The organism is Citrobacter sp. RHBSTW-00944, from assembly GCF_013615435.1.
Classification (GTDB): Bacteria; Pseudomonadota; Gammaproteobacteria; order Enterobacterales; family Enterobacteriaceae; genus Citrobacter; species Citrobacter braakii.
Map to the genome: position 1 here is coordinate 3904457 of NZ_CP055418.1, position 16385 is coordinate 3920841.

Below are 16385 nucleotides of genomic sequence, written 5' to 3' on the forward strand. Positions count from 1 at the left end.
AATGCGCCTCGCAGAACCAATGCGCAAATACCCCAAAACCGTCCCGCTGTGGCATCATAGCGCGCAGATAACGTCATGACAGGGGTGATAAACGTGAAACCGGTAACGCTATACGATGTGGCAGACCATGCAGGAGTCTCTTACCAGACCGTCTCGCGCGTCGTGAATCAGGCCAGCCACGTTTCCGCAAAAACCCGACAGAAAGTTGAGGCCGCGATGGCGGAGCTCAATTACATCCCCAACCGTGTCGCACAGCAGCTGGCGGGCAAACAGACGCCGCTGATTGGCGTCGTGACGGCGAACCTTGCCCTGCACGCCCCCTCGCAAATCGTTGCCGCCATAAAATCCCGCGCCGACCAGTCCGGGGCCAGCGTGGTGATCGCCATGGTCGAACGTAGCGGCGTTGAGGCATGTAAAGCCGCAGTCCACAACCTGCTTTCTCAACGCGTAACCGGGCTTATCATCAACTACCCGTTGGATGAAGAAGACGCCATTGCCGTGGCTGCCGCCTGCGGTACGGTGCCGGTGCTGTTTCTCGATGTCTCTGATCAGACGCCAATTAACAGCGTGATTTTCTCCCATGACGACGGCGCACGTCTCGGCGTTGAACATTTGGTGCAGCATGGGCATCAGCGTATCGCCCTGCTGAGCGGGCCACACACTTCGGTTTCGGCAAGACTTCGCCATGCGGGGTGGCATAAATATCTGGCGCACTACCAGTTGCAACCCACCGCGGAGCTGGAAGGCGACTGGAGCGCGATGTCAGGTTTTCAGCAAACGCTGCATATGCTTAATGGTGGTAATCTCCCCACCGCCATGCTGGTCGCTAACGATCAAATGGCGCTGGGCGCGATGCGGGCGATCAGCGAGTTCGGTCTGCGGGTGGCGGTTGATATCTCGGTGATCGGCTACGATGACACCGAAGACAGCGCCTGCTACATCCCACCACTGACCACCATCAGGCAGGATTTTCCGTTACTGGGTGAAACCAGCGTCGACAGACTGCTGCAACTTCCCCGTGGGACCTCAAGCGTGGGCAACCAACTGCTGCCCGTAACCCTGGTTAAGCGCAATACGGTTCTGCCTCCCGATACGCAAACCCTCTCACCCCAGGTGCTGGCCGACTCACTGATCCAGCTAGCGCGGCAAGTTTCGCAGCTCACACCCAAATTGTGAACGCATAACAATTGTGTGAGTCAGTTCACTCATTGAGCGCCCCATCCTTTACAGTTGGGATCGCTTATTCGTATTTTGATTGAAATTGTGAGCGAATAACAAATTCAAACAGGATACCGTTATGAACCTGAACACAGATTCACTCTCCGCTGTACTGGCCCGCCGTGACTGGGAAAATCCCGGCATCACGCAGCTCAACCGTCTGGAGGCGCACCCGCCGTTTTGTAGCTGGCGCTCAGCGGATGATGCGCGCACCAATCAGCGATCAACTCAGTTACGCTCGCTGAATGGCAAGTGGCAGTTCGCCTGGTTTTCCGCGCCTGAGGCCGTGCCGGAAAGCTGGCTGACAAGCGATCTGCCACAGGCTGATACTATCAACGTCCCCTCTAACTGGCAGATGGACGGTTACGACGCGCCAATTTATACCAACGTCACCTACCCGATCCCGGTTAACCCCCCGTACGTTCCAGCGCAGAATCCGACAGGATGTTACTCGCTCACATTCAGTATCGAAGACGCGTGGTTAGATGAAGGTCAGACGCGCATTATTTTTGACGGGGTGAATTCCGCGTTTCATTTGTGGTGCAATGGTCGCTGGGTTGGCTACGGTCAGGACAGCCGCCTGCCGTCTGAATTCGATCTTAGCGATTATCTGCTGCCAGGCGAAAACCGCCTGGCTGTGATGGTGCTGCGCTGGAGCGACGGCAGTTATCTGGAAGACCAGGACATGTGGCGCATGAGCGGGATCTTTCGCGATGTATCTTTGCTGCATAAGCCCACTACGCAAATCCGCGACCTGCGCATTAACACCCGTTTTAACGACGATTTCAGCCGCGCCACGCTGGAAACAGAAGTCAGAGTGACGGGCAACGAGTGCGAAGATTTACGCGTCACCCTGCAATTGTGGGACGGTGAAACGCTCACTCACGAAACGACTTCCCCGCTCGGCAGCGAAATTATTGATGAACGCGGCGCTTATCATGATCGGGTTACCCTGCGTCTGAACGTCGAAAACCCGGCGCTGTGGAGTGCCGAAACGCCTAATCTGTACCGCGCTGTGGTCCAGTTACGTACCGCTGACGGAGTGCTGATTGAAGCGGAAGCCTGTGATGTCGGCTTTCGTCAGGTTCGTATTGAAAACGGCCTGCTGTTACTCAACGGTAAGCCGCTGTTGATTCGCGGCACCAACCGTCATGAGCACCATCCGGTCAACGGTCAGGTGATGGACGAGGCGACGATGGTGCAGGATATTCTGCTGATGAAGCAGAATAACTTTAACGCCGTGCGCTGCTCCCATTACCCGAACCATCCATTGTGGTACACCCTGTGCGATCGCTACGGCCTGTATGTGGTCGACGAAGCCAACATTGAAACCCACGGCATGGTGCCGATGAATCGCCTCACCGACGATCCCGCGTGGCTGCCAGCCATGAGCCAGCGCGTCACGCGCATGGTGCAACGCGATCGCAACCACCCGAGCATCATCATCTGGTCACTGGGCAATGAATCCGGGCATGGTTCCAATCATGACGCGCTCTACCGCTGGATAAAATCAGAAGATCCGTCCCGCCCGGTACAGTATGAAGGCGGCGGCGCAAATACCACGGCGACCGACATTATTTGCCCGATGTACGCCCGCGTCGATCAGGATCAGCCCTTCCCCGCGGTACCCAAATGGTCGATTAAAAAGTGGCTGTCGATGCCTGGCGAGCAGCGTCCGCTGATCCTCTGCGAATACGCCCACGCCATGGGCAACAGTTTTGGCGGCTTCGCCAAATACTGGCAAGCGTTCCGTCAATTTCCGCGCCTACAGGGCGGGTTTGTCTGGGACTGGGTAGATCAGTCGCTGATTAAATATGATGAGAACGGCAAGGCATGGTCTGCCTACGGTGGTGATTTTGGCGACACGCCTAACGATCGTCAGTTTTGCATGAACGGCCTGGTGTTCGCCGATCGCACCCCGCATCCGGCATTATACGAGGCCAAACATGTGCAGCAGTTTTTCCAGTTTACGCTGCTGCCGGGACCCAAACGCCAGATTGAAATAACCAGCGAATATCTGTTCCGCCACAGCGATAACGAAGTTCTGCACTGGTCGATTGCCCAGGATGGCAACCCGCTGGCCGCCGGAGAAATCGTGCTGGATATCGCCCCACAGAGTCGCCAGGTGATTACCCTGCCAGATGTCCCGCTGCCGGAAACCGCCGGCCAGTTATGGCTAACGGTACGCGTAGAGCAACCTCAGGCCACCGCATGGTCAGATTCCGGGCACATTAGCGCCTGGCAGCAATGGAAGCTGGAAGAGAAACTCAGCCTGGCGCCACGGCCAACTGCCCGTACCGCACCACAGCTGAACGTGAGCGAAAACACCTTTACTGTTGAGATCAACGACAAGCGCTGGCAATTCGACCGTCAGTCTGGCCTGCTGACACAGTACTGGATTGGCGACGCAGCCCAGCTGTTAACCCCGCTTACTGACCAGTTCACCCGCGCGCCGCTGGACAACGACATCGGCGTGAGCGAGTCAACCCGCATCGACCCTAACGCCTGGGTCGAACGCTGGAAAGCCGCCGGTCATTATCTGGTCGAAGCAACGTTACTGCACTGTGCTGCCGACACGCTAAGCCATGCGGTACTGATCGCCACCGAACATGCGTGGCAGTATCAGGGCGAAACGCTGTTCGTCAGCCGAAAAAGCTACCGTATTGACGGCAATGGTGAGATGCAGATAACGGTGGATGTCGACGTCGCCAGCGGCACGCCACATCCGGCCCGCATCGGCCTGAGCTGCCAGCTGGCGCAGGTCGCTGAGCGCGTGAACTGGTTAGGTCTCGGCCCACATGAGAACTACCCGGATCGTCTGAGCGCCGCCTGTTTTGATCGTTGGGATTTGTCACTTGATGAGATGTACACCCCGTATGTTTTCCCTGGCGAAAACGGTCTGCGCTGCAACACGCGTGAGCTACGCTACGGCGCGCATCAATGGCGAGGGGACTTCCTGTTCAACATCAGCCGCTTTAGCCAGAAGCAACTGATGGAAACCAGCCACCGCCATCTGCTGCAACCGGAGGCTGGTACCTGGGTCAATATTGATGGCTTCCATATGGGCGTGGGCGGTGACGACTCCTGGAGTCCTTCCGTTTCACCAGAGTTCCTGCTGAGTGCCGGACGCTACCACTACCAGCTGGTCTGGGGTCAAAAATAATAATAATCGGGCAGGTTCCCCCCTGCCCGCATTCATCGTAAGGAAGTCCATTATGTATTATTTGAAAAACACTAACTTTTGGATGTTCGGCTTCTTCTTTTTCTTTTACTTTTTCATTATGGGTGCCTATTTCCCCTTCTTCCCTATCTGGTTACACGATGTAAACCATATCAGTAAAGGTGACACCGGGATCATTTTCGCCTGTATTTCACTATTTTCGTTATTATTCCAGCCTGTTTTCGGACTGCTTTCCGATAAGCTTGGCCTGCGTAAACACCTGCTGTGGGTAATTACCGGAATGCTGGTAATGTTTGCCCCATTCTTTATTTACGTCTTTGGCCCGTTATTACAGGTTAATATTTTACTGGGTTCGATTGTCGGCGGGATTTACCTTGGCTTTATCTACAATGCCGGCGCCCCGGCGATTGAAGCCTATATTGAAAAAGCCAGCCGCCGAAGCAATTTTGAATTTGGTCGCGCGCGCATGTTTGGCTGCGTGGGCTGGGCGCTGTGCGCCTCAATTGCCGGGATTATGTTCACCATCAATAACCAGTTTGTCTTCTGGTTAGGTTCCGGCTGTGCGGTCATTCTGGCATTGCTGCTGCTCTTTTCAAAAACAGAGGTCCCCTCTTCTGCAAAAGTTGCGGATGCGGTAGGCGCCAACAACTCGGCATTCAGTCTGAAGCTGGCGCTGGAGTTATTTAAACAACCGAAACTCTGGTTCCTCTCCCTGTACGTGGTCGGCGTTTCCTGTACGTATGATGTGTTTGACCAGCAGTTCGCCAACTTCTTTACCTCGTTCTTTGCCACCGGCGAACAGGGTACCCGTGTGTTTGGCTACGTCACAACCATGGGGGAATTACTTAATGCCTCTATCATGTTCTTTGCGCCGCTGATTGTGAACCGCATTGGCGGAAAGAACGCCCTGCTGCTGGCCGGTACGATAATGTCGGTGCGGATCATCGGCTCCTCCTTCGCTACCTCTGCGCTGGAGGTCGTCATTCTCAAAACGCTGCATATGTTTGAAATACCGTTCCTGATCGTCGGTTGCTTCAAATACATCACCAGTCAGTTTGAAGTGCGCTTCTCGGCCACAATTTACCTGGTGTGCTTCTGTTTCTTCAAACAGTTAGCAATGATTTTCATGTCAGTTCTGGCCGGAAAAATGTATGAGAGCATTGGTTTCCAGGGGGCGTATCTGGTGCTTGGGATAATTGCGCTGAGCTTCACGTTGATTTCCGTATTTACCCTAAGTGGACCGGGGCCGTTTTCTCTGCTGCGTCGTCGCGAAAGCGTCACGCTGTAAAAGCCTCTTTGCCGGATACACCACTCACGTGGTTTATCCGGCCTTCGATGTGCCATCCTCACACGATGAGTCCTGACCTGGTGGTTTAAGTTCCGAGGACAACACGCCGCTTTTTTATCGTTATGGTAAAACGGGGCGAGAAGCCAGGTCATAGCATGAGCAAAAAGACGGTTGCGGTAACAACGCTCTTTATCAGCGTATTACTTACAGGATGTGGCAGCATTGATGCGCGCACGGCAGGCGAGGATTCAGATACGTATTACGTGGGTATGCGCCATGATATTGATAAACTAAAAAACCCGGGCGCTTACGATTATAACTATTTCGATTTAGCGCTGTTATTTGTTGATGTGCCGTTATCGTTCGTGGCCGATACGGTTTATGCGCCGTTTGATTACTATCACGGGCCGTATAAGAAAGTTGATTAACACGTAGGCCCGGTAAGCATTGCGCCACCGGGCATCACACGACGTTACTCCTCGATCGCCTGACGGATTTGCTGCAACGATGCGGGATCGTCAATGGTCGTTAGATCGCCAGGATCGCGGCCTTCGCAGATCGCCTGAATCGTCCGTCTGAGCATTTTGCCGGAGCGTGTTTTCGGCAGTTGCGACACAAACCAGACGTGCGCCGGACGACCAAAATTACCAATTTGACTGTCCACCAGCGCCATAATCGCCTTCTCTTCCGAATGGGCAATGTCGCTGTCTTCCAGACTGTCGCTCTGTTTTGGAATAACAAACGCGACCGCCACCTGCCCTTTCAGCGCATCCTTCACGCCAACTACCGCCACCTCGGAGACGTTTGGATAGCTGGAAATACTCTCCTCTATCTCGCGCGTCCCCAGCCGGTGTCCGGCCACGTTGATCACGTCATCCGTACGGCCCAGAATGAAGTAATAGCCATCGGCATCGCGAATGCCCCAGTCAAAGGTGGCGTACACCTGGCGGGAAAACAGCGACCAGTAGGTATTCACAAACCGCGCGTCATCCCCCCAGATAGTCTGAATACAGCCCGGCGGCAGCGGCCCTTCAATCACCAGCATCCCCTTCTCGTTCGCCGCACAAGGTTCACCGGTCACCTCATTGAGCAACTGCACGTTATAGCCGTACATCGGCACGCCAGGACTGCCCAGCCGCGACGGTCGGTCGTCCAGCCCGCGGGCGATAGCCATAATCGGCCAGCCGGATTCAGTCTGCCAGTAGTTGTCGATAACCGGGACGCCCAGCGTTTCCGTTACCCAACTGGCGGTCGGTTCATCCAGCGGCTCACCCGCCAGATACAGCACCTCCAGCGAGGAGAGATCGTGATTGCGGATTTGCGCGGTTGGGAATTTTTTCAGCACGCGGATGGCGGTCGGGGCCGAGAACATCCGGCTGACCTGATACTTCTCAAGAATTTTCCACCATACGCCGCAGTCCGGATACGTTGGCAGCCCTTCGTAAACCACCGTCGCCATCCCCGCCAGCAGCGGGGCATACACGATATAGGAATGCCCAACCACCCAGCCGATATCCGACGCGCAGAAGAACACGCCGCCCGCTTTGCCGCCGAAAATGGTGTCCATCGAGGTCGCCAGCGCGACCGCATAGCCACCAACATCGCGCTGGACGCCTTTCGGTTTACCGGTTGTCCCTGAGGTGTAGAGAATGCAGGACGTTTCGTTCGACTCCAGCCAGACAACCGGCACCCGTGCGCCGAGATGCTGTTGGCGTAGCGCGGCAAAGTCGAGGTCACGCCCCTCCACCCGCGCCATTTTCGCCAGACCGCGGTCGACCAGCACCACATGACGCGGCTGATGCTGAGCCTGATCGATCGCATCATCGAGTAGCTTTTTATAGGGCAGGATCTTGCCGCCGCGCGCCCCGGCATCCGCCGAAACGATAACCACTGGTCGGGCGTCGTCGATGCGCGCCGCCACGCTGTGCGAAGCAAAACCACCGAACACCACCGAATGGATCGCCCCAATGCGCGCGCAGGCCAGCAGCGTAATGTGCGCTTCGGCGATCATCGGCATATAAACCAGTACCCGATCCCCGCGCTGTACGCCGAGCGACAACAGCATCGCTGCCACAATATTCACTTCGTCATACAACTGACGAAAGGTAAACGTGCGTTCTTCTTCGGTTTCTGATGACACAGCAATCAGCGCCAGCGCCTCGGGCTGTTTCTCCAGCCAGCGGTCGATGGCGTTATGGCACAGGTTGGTCGTCCCGCCACAAAACCAGCGGGCAAACGGCGGATTGCTGTGGTCCAGTACCTGCGTATACGGCTGCTGCCAGTCAATACGCTGGGCCTGCTCGGCCCAGAACGACTCCGGCTGCGTAATAGAACGTTGATAAAACTCGCTATAAGACATAATGCTCTCCTGTTGAACTTACGCCTGATGAGTCGGGTTTCAGATAACAAACAAATCCATATACTCATTGACCGGCATCTGCTCCAGGCGAGTTCTGTCCAGGGAGACATCCAGAATGCGCTGCTGCTGACGGGTCGGGAACTGACGCGCCAGGTTGATTTTGAACTTCTCGACCAGCTTCGGCATCCCGTCGTTACGACGGCGCGCGTGGCCGATTGGGTACTCCACCACCACTTCTTCAAAACGTGAGCCGTCGGTGAATTCCAGGGTGATGGCATTCGCGATGGCGCGTTTTTCAGGATCGTGGTAATCGGCTGTAAAGGCCGGATCTTCAAAGCAGTTGATCTTCTCGCGCAGGGCATCAATGCGTTTGTCCTGCGCCACGCCGTCTTCATAATCTGCCGCGGTTAAACGCCCGAACAGCAGCGGAATGGCGACCATATACTGGATGCAGTGATCGCGATCCGCCGGGTTATTCAGCGGGCCTTTTTTATCGATGATGCGGATACAGGCTTCGTGCGTACGAATGGTCACTTTTTCGATATCCGCCGCCGTTTTCCCGGTAGCCTGTAGCTGCTCGTACAGCGTCATCGCCGCCTCTACCGCAGTCTGCGAGTGGAACTCGGCCGGGAAGGAGATTTTAAACAGCACGTTTTCCATCACATAAGAGCCGTACGGGCGCTGGAAGCGGAACGATTCGCCTTTGAAAGAGACGTCATAAAAGCCCCAGGTTTTCGCCGTCAGCGCAGACGGATACCCCATCTCACCGGTTTTCGCCATCAGTGCCAGACGTACCGCGCGCGAGGTTGCATCGCCAGCTGCCCAGGATTTACGCGTGCCGGTATTTGGCGCATGGCGATAGGTACGCAGCGACTGCCCGTCAACCCACGCCAGCGATACGGCGTTGAGAATTTCATCCCGGTTCAGGCCAAGCATCTCGGCGACCACCGCCGTGGAGGCCACTTTGACCAGCAGGACGTGATCGAGACCGACGCGGTTAAAAGAGTTTTCCAGCGCGATGCAGCCCTGAATTTCATGGGCTTTAATCATTCCGGTGAGCACTTTTTTCATGGTTAACGGCGCTTTCCCCACCGCTACCGCATTGCGTGACAGCCAGTCAGCCGTAGCCAGAATGCCGCCGAGGTTATCGGAAGGATGCCCCCATTCCGCGGCCAGCCAGGTATCGTTAAAGTCCAGCCAGCGGATCATCGCGCCGATGTTAAACGCCGCCTGCACCGGATCGAGCTGGAACTGGGTGCCCGGAACGCGCACGCCGTTCGGCACCACAGTCCCTGGGACTACCGGCCCCAGCAGTTTTTTACAGGCCGGATATTCCAGCGCTTCCAGGCCGCAGCCTAAGGTATCAAGCAGGCAATAATGCGCGGTGTCATACGCTACCGTCGAAGTGATCTCGTAATTCATGACGTAATCAACGATATCAACGATTTCACGGTCAAATTCCGGGCGGACGTTCGAAATATGTGCAGACATAACAAGGGTTCCTGTTTTTATATTTAGAGGTTTTGCATTAGCAACGCTGATCTATCGCGACAAAGACACGATCTTCCGGGCCGGTGTAATTGGCGGAAGGACGGATAATTTTGTTGTCCTGGCGCTGTTCGATGATGTGCGCCGCCCAGCCGGTGACGCGGGCGATGACAAACAGCGGTGTGAACATTTCGGTCGGGACGCCCATCATGTTGTAGGAGACTGCCGAGAACCAGTCGAGGTTGGGGAACATCTTTTTCGTTTCCCACATCACGTCTTCCAGACGGTCGGCGATGTTGTACATTTTCAGCGAACCGCCTTCCTGAGAAAGCTGTTTCGCCACGCGCTTTATCACCTGATGGCGCGGGTCGGCGATGGTGTAAACCGGATGACCAAAGCCAATCACCACTTCTTTGTTTTCAACGCGTTTACGGATATCCGCTTCCGCTTCGTCTGGCGTTTCGTAGCGCTGTTGGATCTCCAGCGATACTTCATTCGCCCCGCCGTGTTTCGGACCACGCAATGCGCCAATCGCGCCGATAATCGCGGAATACATATCGGATCCGGTCCCTGCAATCACGCGGCTGGTGAAGGTGGAGGCGTTGAATTCGTGTTCGGCATACAGCACCAGCGAAATATGCATCGCTTTTTCCCAGCTTCGCGACGGCTTTTCGCCATGCAGCAGATGCAGGAAGTGGCCGCCAATGGAATCATCGTCAGTTTCAGGCTGAATACGCTCGCCGTTATGGCTGTAGTGATACCAGTACAGGAGAATAGAACTGAGCGATGCCAGCAGCTTATCGGCAATATCGCGTGCGCCGGAGACGGTATGCCCTTCTTTTTCCGGCAACGTACAGCCCAGCGCGGAGACGCCGGTGCGCATCACGTCCATCGGGTGCGAGGCAGCAGGCAGCGCTTCCAGAACGGTACGCACGTTTGCGGGCAGCCCGCGCAGCGCTTTTAATTTGATTTTATAGGCGGTGAGCTCATCACGGGTGGGCAATTTCCCGTGGATCAGCAGGTGCGCGACTTCTTCAAATTCGCACTGCTGCGCCAGGTCGAGAATATCGTAGCCGCGATAGTGCAGGTCGTTACCGCTTTTGCCTACGGTACACAGCGCGGTATTTCCGGCGGCGACACCTGACAGCGCAACCGATTTTTTAGGTTTAATGACATGGGTACTATTTTGCAGGATCGTTGTGTCGCTCATGTTGTCCTCGTCATTTTTATAATATGTAGGGTACAAATTTATTGCCGGATGGCGGCTACGCCTTATCCGGCCTACGACGGTTACTTCTTGGTATACAACGCGTCGAGTTTCTCTTCGAACTGGTAGTAATTGATGCTTTCGTATAGCTCGTTGCGCGTCTGCATAATGTCGATAACGCTCTTTTGCGTTCCTTCCTGGCGCAGCACGTTGTAAACCTTTTCCGCAGCGCGGTTCATGGCGCGGAAGGCCGACAGTGGATACAGCGCCATCGCGACGTTCGCGCTGCGCAGTTCATCAGTGGTGAACAGTGGCGTAGCACCAAATTCGGTAATGTTGGCGAGGATCGGCACCTGTACCGCATCGGCAAACTGACGGTACATGGCAAGCTCGGTAATGGCTTCCGGGAACAACATATCCGCGCCTGCTTCGACGTACGCCTGGGCACGATCGATGGCGGCCTCTAATCCTTCCACCGCCAATGCATCGGTCCGCGCCATGATCACAAAGTTGGGATCGGTACGCGCATCCACGGCGGCGCGGATCCTGTCGACCATCTCTTCTTTCGAGACGATCGCCTTGTTCGGGCGATGGCCGCAGCGTTTGGCGCCGATCTGATCTTCAATATGCAGCGCGGCGGCACCGGCTTTGGAAATCGACTTCACGGTCCGCGCCACGTTGAAGGCTGACGATCCAAAACCGATATCCGCATCCACCAGCAATGGCAGCGGGCAAACATCAGTAATACGGCGAATATCGGTTAGCACATCATCAAGGGTAGAAATACCAAGATCCGGCAGACCCAGAGACCCAGCCGCGACGCCGCCGCCGGAGAGATAAATCGCCTGATATCCGGCGCGTTGGGCCAGCAGAGCGTGGTTGGCGTTGATGGTGCCAACGATTTGTAATGGGTTTTCTTTGCTGAGCGCGGCGCGAAACGCCTGCCCTGGGGAGTGTAGAGACATATCCCGTCCTTTGTTATCAACTTGTTATCGTTCGTTGATTTATTTAAAGCAAGGGGTATGCCAAAGACCTTAATTTTTAATTAATTTATATATTTACCTTTAAAAACAATATATTAAATTAAATCCTTGTATCTTTGTTGCACAAAAGCGTGTCAGCTATCGTTTCATGAAACGTTCCTTCACGTTTCATTGCAACATTTATGAAACGCAACTAAACCCTAATACTCGGTGCCTTACTTTTTAGGATGGTTATGGCTGATACGCATCTTCCGCCGCGGGTGAACGACGACAAACCGGTTATCTGGACCGTTTCGGTCACGCGCCTGTTCGAACTGTTTCGCGACATCAGCCTGGAGTTCGACCACCTGGCAACCATCACCCCTATTCAGCTTGGTTTTGAAAAAGCGGTGACGTATATCCGCAAGAAGTTAGCCACCGAGCGTTGTGATGCCATCATTGCCGCGGGTTCCAACGGGGCGTATCTGAAAAGCCGTTTATCGATTCCGGTGATCCTGATTAAACCCAGCGGGTTTGACGTGCTACAGGCGCTGGCCAAAGCGGGAAAGCTCACCTCGTCGATTGGCGTCATTACCTATCAGGAAACCCTCCCCGCGCTGCTCGCTTTTCAAAAAACCTTCAATTTGCAGCTTGAACAGCGCAGCTATATCACGGAAGAAGATGCCCGTGGGCAAATCAACGAGCTGAAGGCCAGCGGCACGCAGGCGGTCGTCGGCGCGGGGTTGATTACCGACCTGGCTGAAGAAGCAGGCATGACCGGCATCTTTATCTATTCGGCGGCCACCGTGCGCCAGGCCTTTGTCGATGCGCTCGATATGACTCGTCTGACGCTGCGCAGAAACGGTCCGTACGTTTCCGGCGATACGCTGCGCACCCGCTATGCGCTGGGGGATATGCGCGGTCACTCGGCACAGATGGAACAGGTGCGGCACACCATTATGCTTTATGCCCGTTCGCGTGCACCGGTGCTGATTCAGGGCGAAACAGGCACGGGCAAAGAACTGGCGGCGCAGGCAATTCATCGTGAGTTTTTCACCCGTCAGGAGAACCGGCGCGGTAAACCTTCGCCGCCGTTTGTTGCCGTCAACTGCGGGGCAATCACCGAATCATTACTGGAAGCGGAGCTGTTCGGCTATGAGGATGGCGCCTTTACCGGCTCCCGTCGGGGAGGACGCGCGGGCCTGTTTGAAATCGCCCACGGCGGAACGCTGTTTCTTGATGAGATAGGTGAAATGCCGCTGCCGTTACAAACCCGACTGCTGCGCGTGCTGGAAGAAAAAGAGGTCACCCGGGTCGGTGGACATCAGCCGATTCCGGTCGATGTACGAGTGATTAGCGCCACCCACTGTCATCTGGAGCAGGAGATAAAACAGGGAGAATTTCGCACCGATCTGTTTTATCGCCTGAGTATTTTGCGCCTCACGCTACCGCCGCTACGCGAGCGATTGCCCGATATCCTGCCGCTGGCGGAAGGCTTTTTAAAACAGTCGCTGGCGGAACTGGAGGTGCCGTTTTCTGAACCTGTGCGCAAAGGGCTGGGTCTGAGTCAACCGACGTTACTGAATTATGGCTGGCCTGGGAATATCCGTGAACTGCGTAATATGATGGAGCGCCTGGCGCTGTTTTTAAGCGTCGAGCCGCAGCCGGAGCTGAACGTACAATTCCTGCAGCAGCTGTTACCGGAACTGGCCGTTGCTGCTGACGCGCCGCAGGTATCCTCATTGCTCACGCCGCAGCAGGTGCTGGCGCAATTCAATGGCGATAAAACCGCGGCTGCACGATATCTCGGGGTAAGCCGAACCACCTTCTGGCGCAGATTAAAAGAAAACCCGCCGATACAATGACCGACGGGTATCGTGATTTTTACAGTAGCGTATTATTTTTTCTTGTAGATATTGGCTGTGCCATGGATTTTATTATCCGTTTGACCGGAGGTTAATACCACCACATCGGCCCCTTTCTCTTCTGCTTTCTTCAGCAGCTCTTCTTTAGCGTCTGAGACAGAAACTTCATTACTCGTTGAGATATCACCGATTTTTGTGTACTGCGACTCAACCTTTTCAAATTCAAGTTTTGTCATAAATTCCGCGGCATATGCGTTGGTCACGACAAAAGCTAATGCACCAATAAGTACTTTAATTCCAGTTTTCATAGACCAGCTCCAGGTTTTGTTATTACGCCATCATCGATCCCTGAACATTACATAACGCGATTCAAGGATGATTAATAACTAGTCCAGCCTGGATAAAAAATCCACATTCAGCAGGAATATATAGAGATTTTGCGGCGCAGAAAAAACCGGTCACCGGGTAGCAGTGCGTCAACCTGTTCAAAGTTTCAATAGCCAGTGTGAGTTGATCCTCAGAACAGGCAGCGCACTGAAATTATAGTGTTAACTTTATGAGAATCTGAGGAATTGTTGTCTATGGAACCTCTGCACGCCGTCGTACTCACCGTCAGCCTGTTTGTTTTAACTTTTTTTAACCCCGGCGCGAACCTGTTTGTGGTGGTGCAAACCAGCCTGGCGTCAGGGCGACGCGCGGGCGTGATAACCGGTCTGGGCGTCGCCTTAGGCGATGCGTTCTACTCCGGCCTCGGGCTCTTTGGCATGGCGACGCTTATTACTCAGTGTGAAGAGATTTTTTCGTTGATTAAGATTGTCGGCGGCGCCTATCTGCTGTGGTTTGCCTGGAACAGCATCCGGCATCAGGCGACACCGCAAATGCCAACGCTACAGCAGCCGCTTTCCGCCCCCTGGTATGTGTTTTTCCGCCGCGGGTTATTAACGGATTTATCTAATCCGCAAACCGTGCTGTTTTTTATTAGTATCTTCTCGGTCACCTTAAGCGCAGACACGCCAACGTGGGCCAGGTTGATGGCCTGGGCAGGCATTGTGTTGTCTTCCGTTATCTGGCGTATTTTTCTCAGCCAGGCGTTTTCGTTGCCCGCCGTGCGCCGTGCGTATGGCCGAATCCAACGGGTTGCCAGCCGGGTGATTGGCGCCATTATTGGTGTCTTCGCGCTCAGGCTTATTTATGAAGGTATTAGCCATCGATAAGAGAGTTTAACTTGACCATCGTGAGGTAATTGTCCGTAATACCGCCTGAATTTTTAATCGCACGTTGAGTGGCAGTAAGATGGAACAGGTTGAACCGGTAAACGACACATTACTCCTTACAGAATGGCAGGCGCTGTTACGTCAAACATCACCTGAAGTTCACACGCTCCTGACATCGTTAAGCGATGAAGAGATCCGCCATTTAGTAACCGTTTTTTATGACTATATGCTCTCCCATGCGGAGAGCGCATTGTTCCTCAATACAGAACAGGTCAGTACCCGCCTCAGCGGCAGCATGTTTGACTGGCTGCGCAGCGTACTTGGCAGCGCCCACGAAGATCTCTCACAACTGCTGGCCAAACAGCGCAAAATTGGTGTGGTGCATGCCCGTATCGGCCTGCCCATCGATCTGGTTAACCGCGGCGCGCGCAAGCTGAAAGATGAGCTGTACAGGGTGTTAAAAACAAAGGTGGATTCCACTCCCGCCTTGCTGAGCGATGCTATCTGTTTCAGCAGTCTGGCAATGGATACTGCGCTGGAGGCCATGACGGTCTCCTATTCCCCCAGTTTTCAAAACTCTATGCACACGCAGGAGCAGTACCGTCTACAGACTATTTACGATGACGTTAACGTCGAGCGCGAGCGGCAAATCCGTTCGTTTACCGACTGGGAAAACCAGTTTATTTATAACATCGCCACCGGAATGCCTTTCGGTGAGATGGTGTTTTTGGCGAATTCTGACTTCGGTATGTGGTTATCACATAAGGGAAAACATATCCTCGGCAACAGCAATCTGCTGAATAAGATGGAATCACTGATTGCAGAGATCGACAGTCGTCTGACAACAACCCTGTCGCATCAGCATCAGCCGACAGAACCCGAGCGGATGAGCTTATTGCAGGATGTACGCCAGCTATCGGCAAAAATCCATTTCCTGCTCGCCTCAATGTTCGACGCGCTGGTTAAGCAGGAAAATGGTAAAGATTCGCTGACCCAGTTGCTTAATCGCCGCTTTATTCCGACCATCATGCGGCGCGAGATCTCGCTGGCGTTACATACGCGTAAGCCTTTTACCCTGGCGATGCTGGATATCGACTACTTCAAGCAAATTAACGATAACTTCGGGCATAATACTGGCGATCTGACGCTCAAAAACGTCGCGGCGGTCATTTACGATCATATCCGCAGCAGCGATTACGTGTTCCGCTACGGTGGCGAAGAATTTATGATTCTGCTCGTCGAGTCAGATGAAACACAGGCCAGTATTATTCTGGAAACGCTGCGTATGAAAATTGCCGAGATGCGCATGTCAGCCTCAGCGACAGAAACGTTTTCTATTACCGTCAGTATTGGTATTGCCGAATATGACTATCATCCCGACTATAAACAGTTGGTTGATAAAGCCGATCGCGCACTTTATCTGGCGAAAAGTAATGGCCGCGACCGCGTTGAGGTTTATCAGGAATAATCGTTGCCCTGCAGAGAAATAAATACCCCGTTCAGGGTATTTATCTGACCTGTGATAAATATCGGGCTGTTATTATTTTTCAGGCATATTGGCATGAAGAAAATAACAGCCGCGTAATAAGATGCAAATCAAATA

The 16385-nt window shown here is 54.1% G+C and carries 12 protein-coding genes; 7 read left to right on the forward strand and 5 right to left on the reverse strand.

What is annotated here, in order from left to right; genetic code table 11:
* Nucleotides 1–93: 93 nt before the first annotated feature.
* The 4 genes from HV334_RS18790 (at nt 94) to HV334_RS18805 (ending at nt 6115) form a co-directional block, all read left to right on the forward strand.
* Nucleotides 94–1176: a LacI family DNA-binding transcriptional regulator gene (locus tag HV334_RS18790; protein WP_047497888.1), complete on the forward strand. Its 1083-nt coding sequence runs from the start codon at nt 94–96 to the stop codon at nt 1174–1176.
* A 121-nt stretch (nt 1177–1297) separates the two neighbouring features.
* Nucleotides 1298–4381 carry a beta-galactosidase gene (locus HV334_RS18795; protein WP_181220777.1) on the forward strand — a complete coding sequence of 1028 codons (3084 nt, stop codon included), beginning with the start codon at nt 1298–1300 and terminating at the stop codon, nt 4379–4381.
* Between the two features lie 52 nt (nt 4382–4433).
* Complete coding sequence (locus HV334_RS18800; protein ID WP_016151951.1) at nt 4434–5687, forward strand: MFS transporter; 1254 nt, start codon at nt 4434–4436, stop codon at nt 5685–5687.
* A gap of 155 nt (nt 5688–5842) precedes the next feature.
* A complete protein-coding gene (locus HV334_RS18805) occupies nt 5843–6115 on the forward strand; it encodes a YceK/YidQ family lipoprotein (protein ID WP_016151950.1) in 273 nt (90 codons plus the stop codon).
* 44 nt (nt 6116–6159) lie between these two features.
* Here the strand turns inward: HV334_RS18805 and prpE are convergent, their stop codons facing one another.
* The 4 genes from prpE to prpB all read right to left on the reverse strand — a co-directional run bounded on the left by prpE (nt 6160) and on the right by prpB (nt 11706).
* Nucleotides 6160–8046, reverse strand: coding sequence for a propionate--CoA ligase (prpE, locus tag HV334_RS18810; protein WP_181220778.1), 1887 nt, complete (start codon nt 8044–8046; stop codon nt 6160–6162).
* A gap of 39 nt (nt 8047–8085) precedes the next feature.
* Nucleotides 8086–9537 carry a bifunctional 2-methylcitrate dehydratase/aconitate hydratase gene (locus tag HV334_RS18815; protein ID WP_181220779.1) on the reverse strand — a complete coding sequence of 484 codons (1452 nt, stop codon included), beginning with the start codon at nt 9535–9537 and terminating at the stop codon, nt 8086–8088.
* Between the two features lie 37 nt (nt 9538–9574).
* Nucleotides 9575–10744: a 2-methylcitrate synthase gene (gene prpC, locus HV334_RS18820; protein ID WP_047497899.1), complete on the reverse strand. Its 1170-nt coding sequence runs from the start codon at nt 10742–10744 to the stop codon at nt 9575–9577.
* Nucleotides 10745–10824: 80 nt separating this feature from the next.
* Nucleotides 10825–11706 (reverse strand): methylisocitrate lyase, encoded by an 882-nt coding sequence (prpB, locus tag HV334_RS18825; protein ID WP_016151946.1) that lies wholly within the window; start codon nt 11704–11706, stop codon nt 10825–10827.
* 251 nt (nt 11707–11957) lie between these two features.
* Here prpB and prpR point away from each other — a divergent pair, with 251 nt between their 5' ends.
* Entirely contained in the window at nt 11958–13568 is a 1611-nt protein-coding gene (gene prpR, locus HV334_RS18830; RefSeq protein ID WP_181220780.1) for a propionate catabolism operon regulatory protein PrpR, read from the forward strand.
* A gap of 32 nt (nt 13569–13600) precedes the next feature.
* Here prpR and yahO read toward each other — a convergent pair whose 3' ends face one another.
* Nucleotides 13601–13876, reverse strand: a complete 276-nt coding sequence (gene yahO, locus HV334_RS18835; protein WP_016151944.1) for a DUF1471 family periplasmic protein YahO — start codon at nt 13874–13876, stop codon at nt 13601–13603.
* Nucleotides 13877–14149: 273 nt separating this feature from the next.
* Between yahO and HV334_RS18840 the strand changes: the two genes are divergently transcribed.
* A complete protein-coding gene (locus HV334_RS18840) occupies nt 14150–14782 on the forward strand; it encodes a LysE family transporter (RefSeq protein WP_016151943.1) in 633 nt (210 codons plus the stop codon).
* A 79-nt stretch (nt 14783–14861) separates the two neighbouring features.
* Nucleotides 14862–16250, forward strand: coding sequence for a diguanylate cyclase (locus tag HV334_RS18845; protein WP_181220781.1), 1389 nt, complete (start codon nt 14862–14864; stop codon nt 16248–16250).
* The last annotated feature ends 135 nt before the right edge of the window (nt 16251–16385 follow it).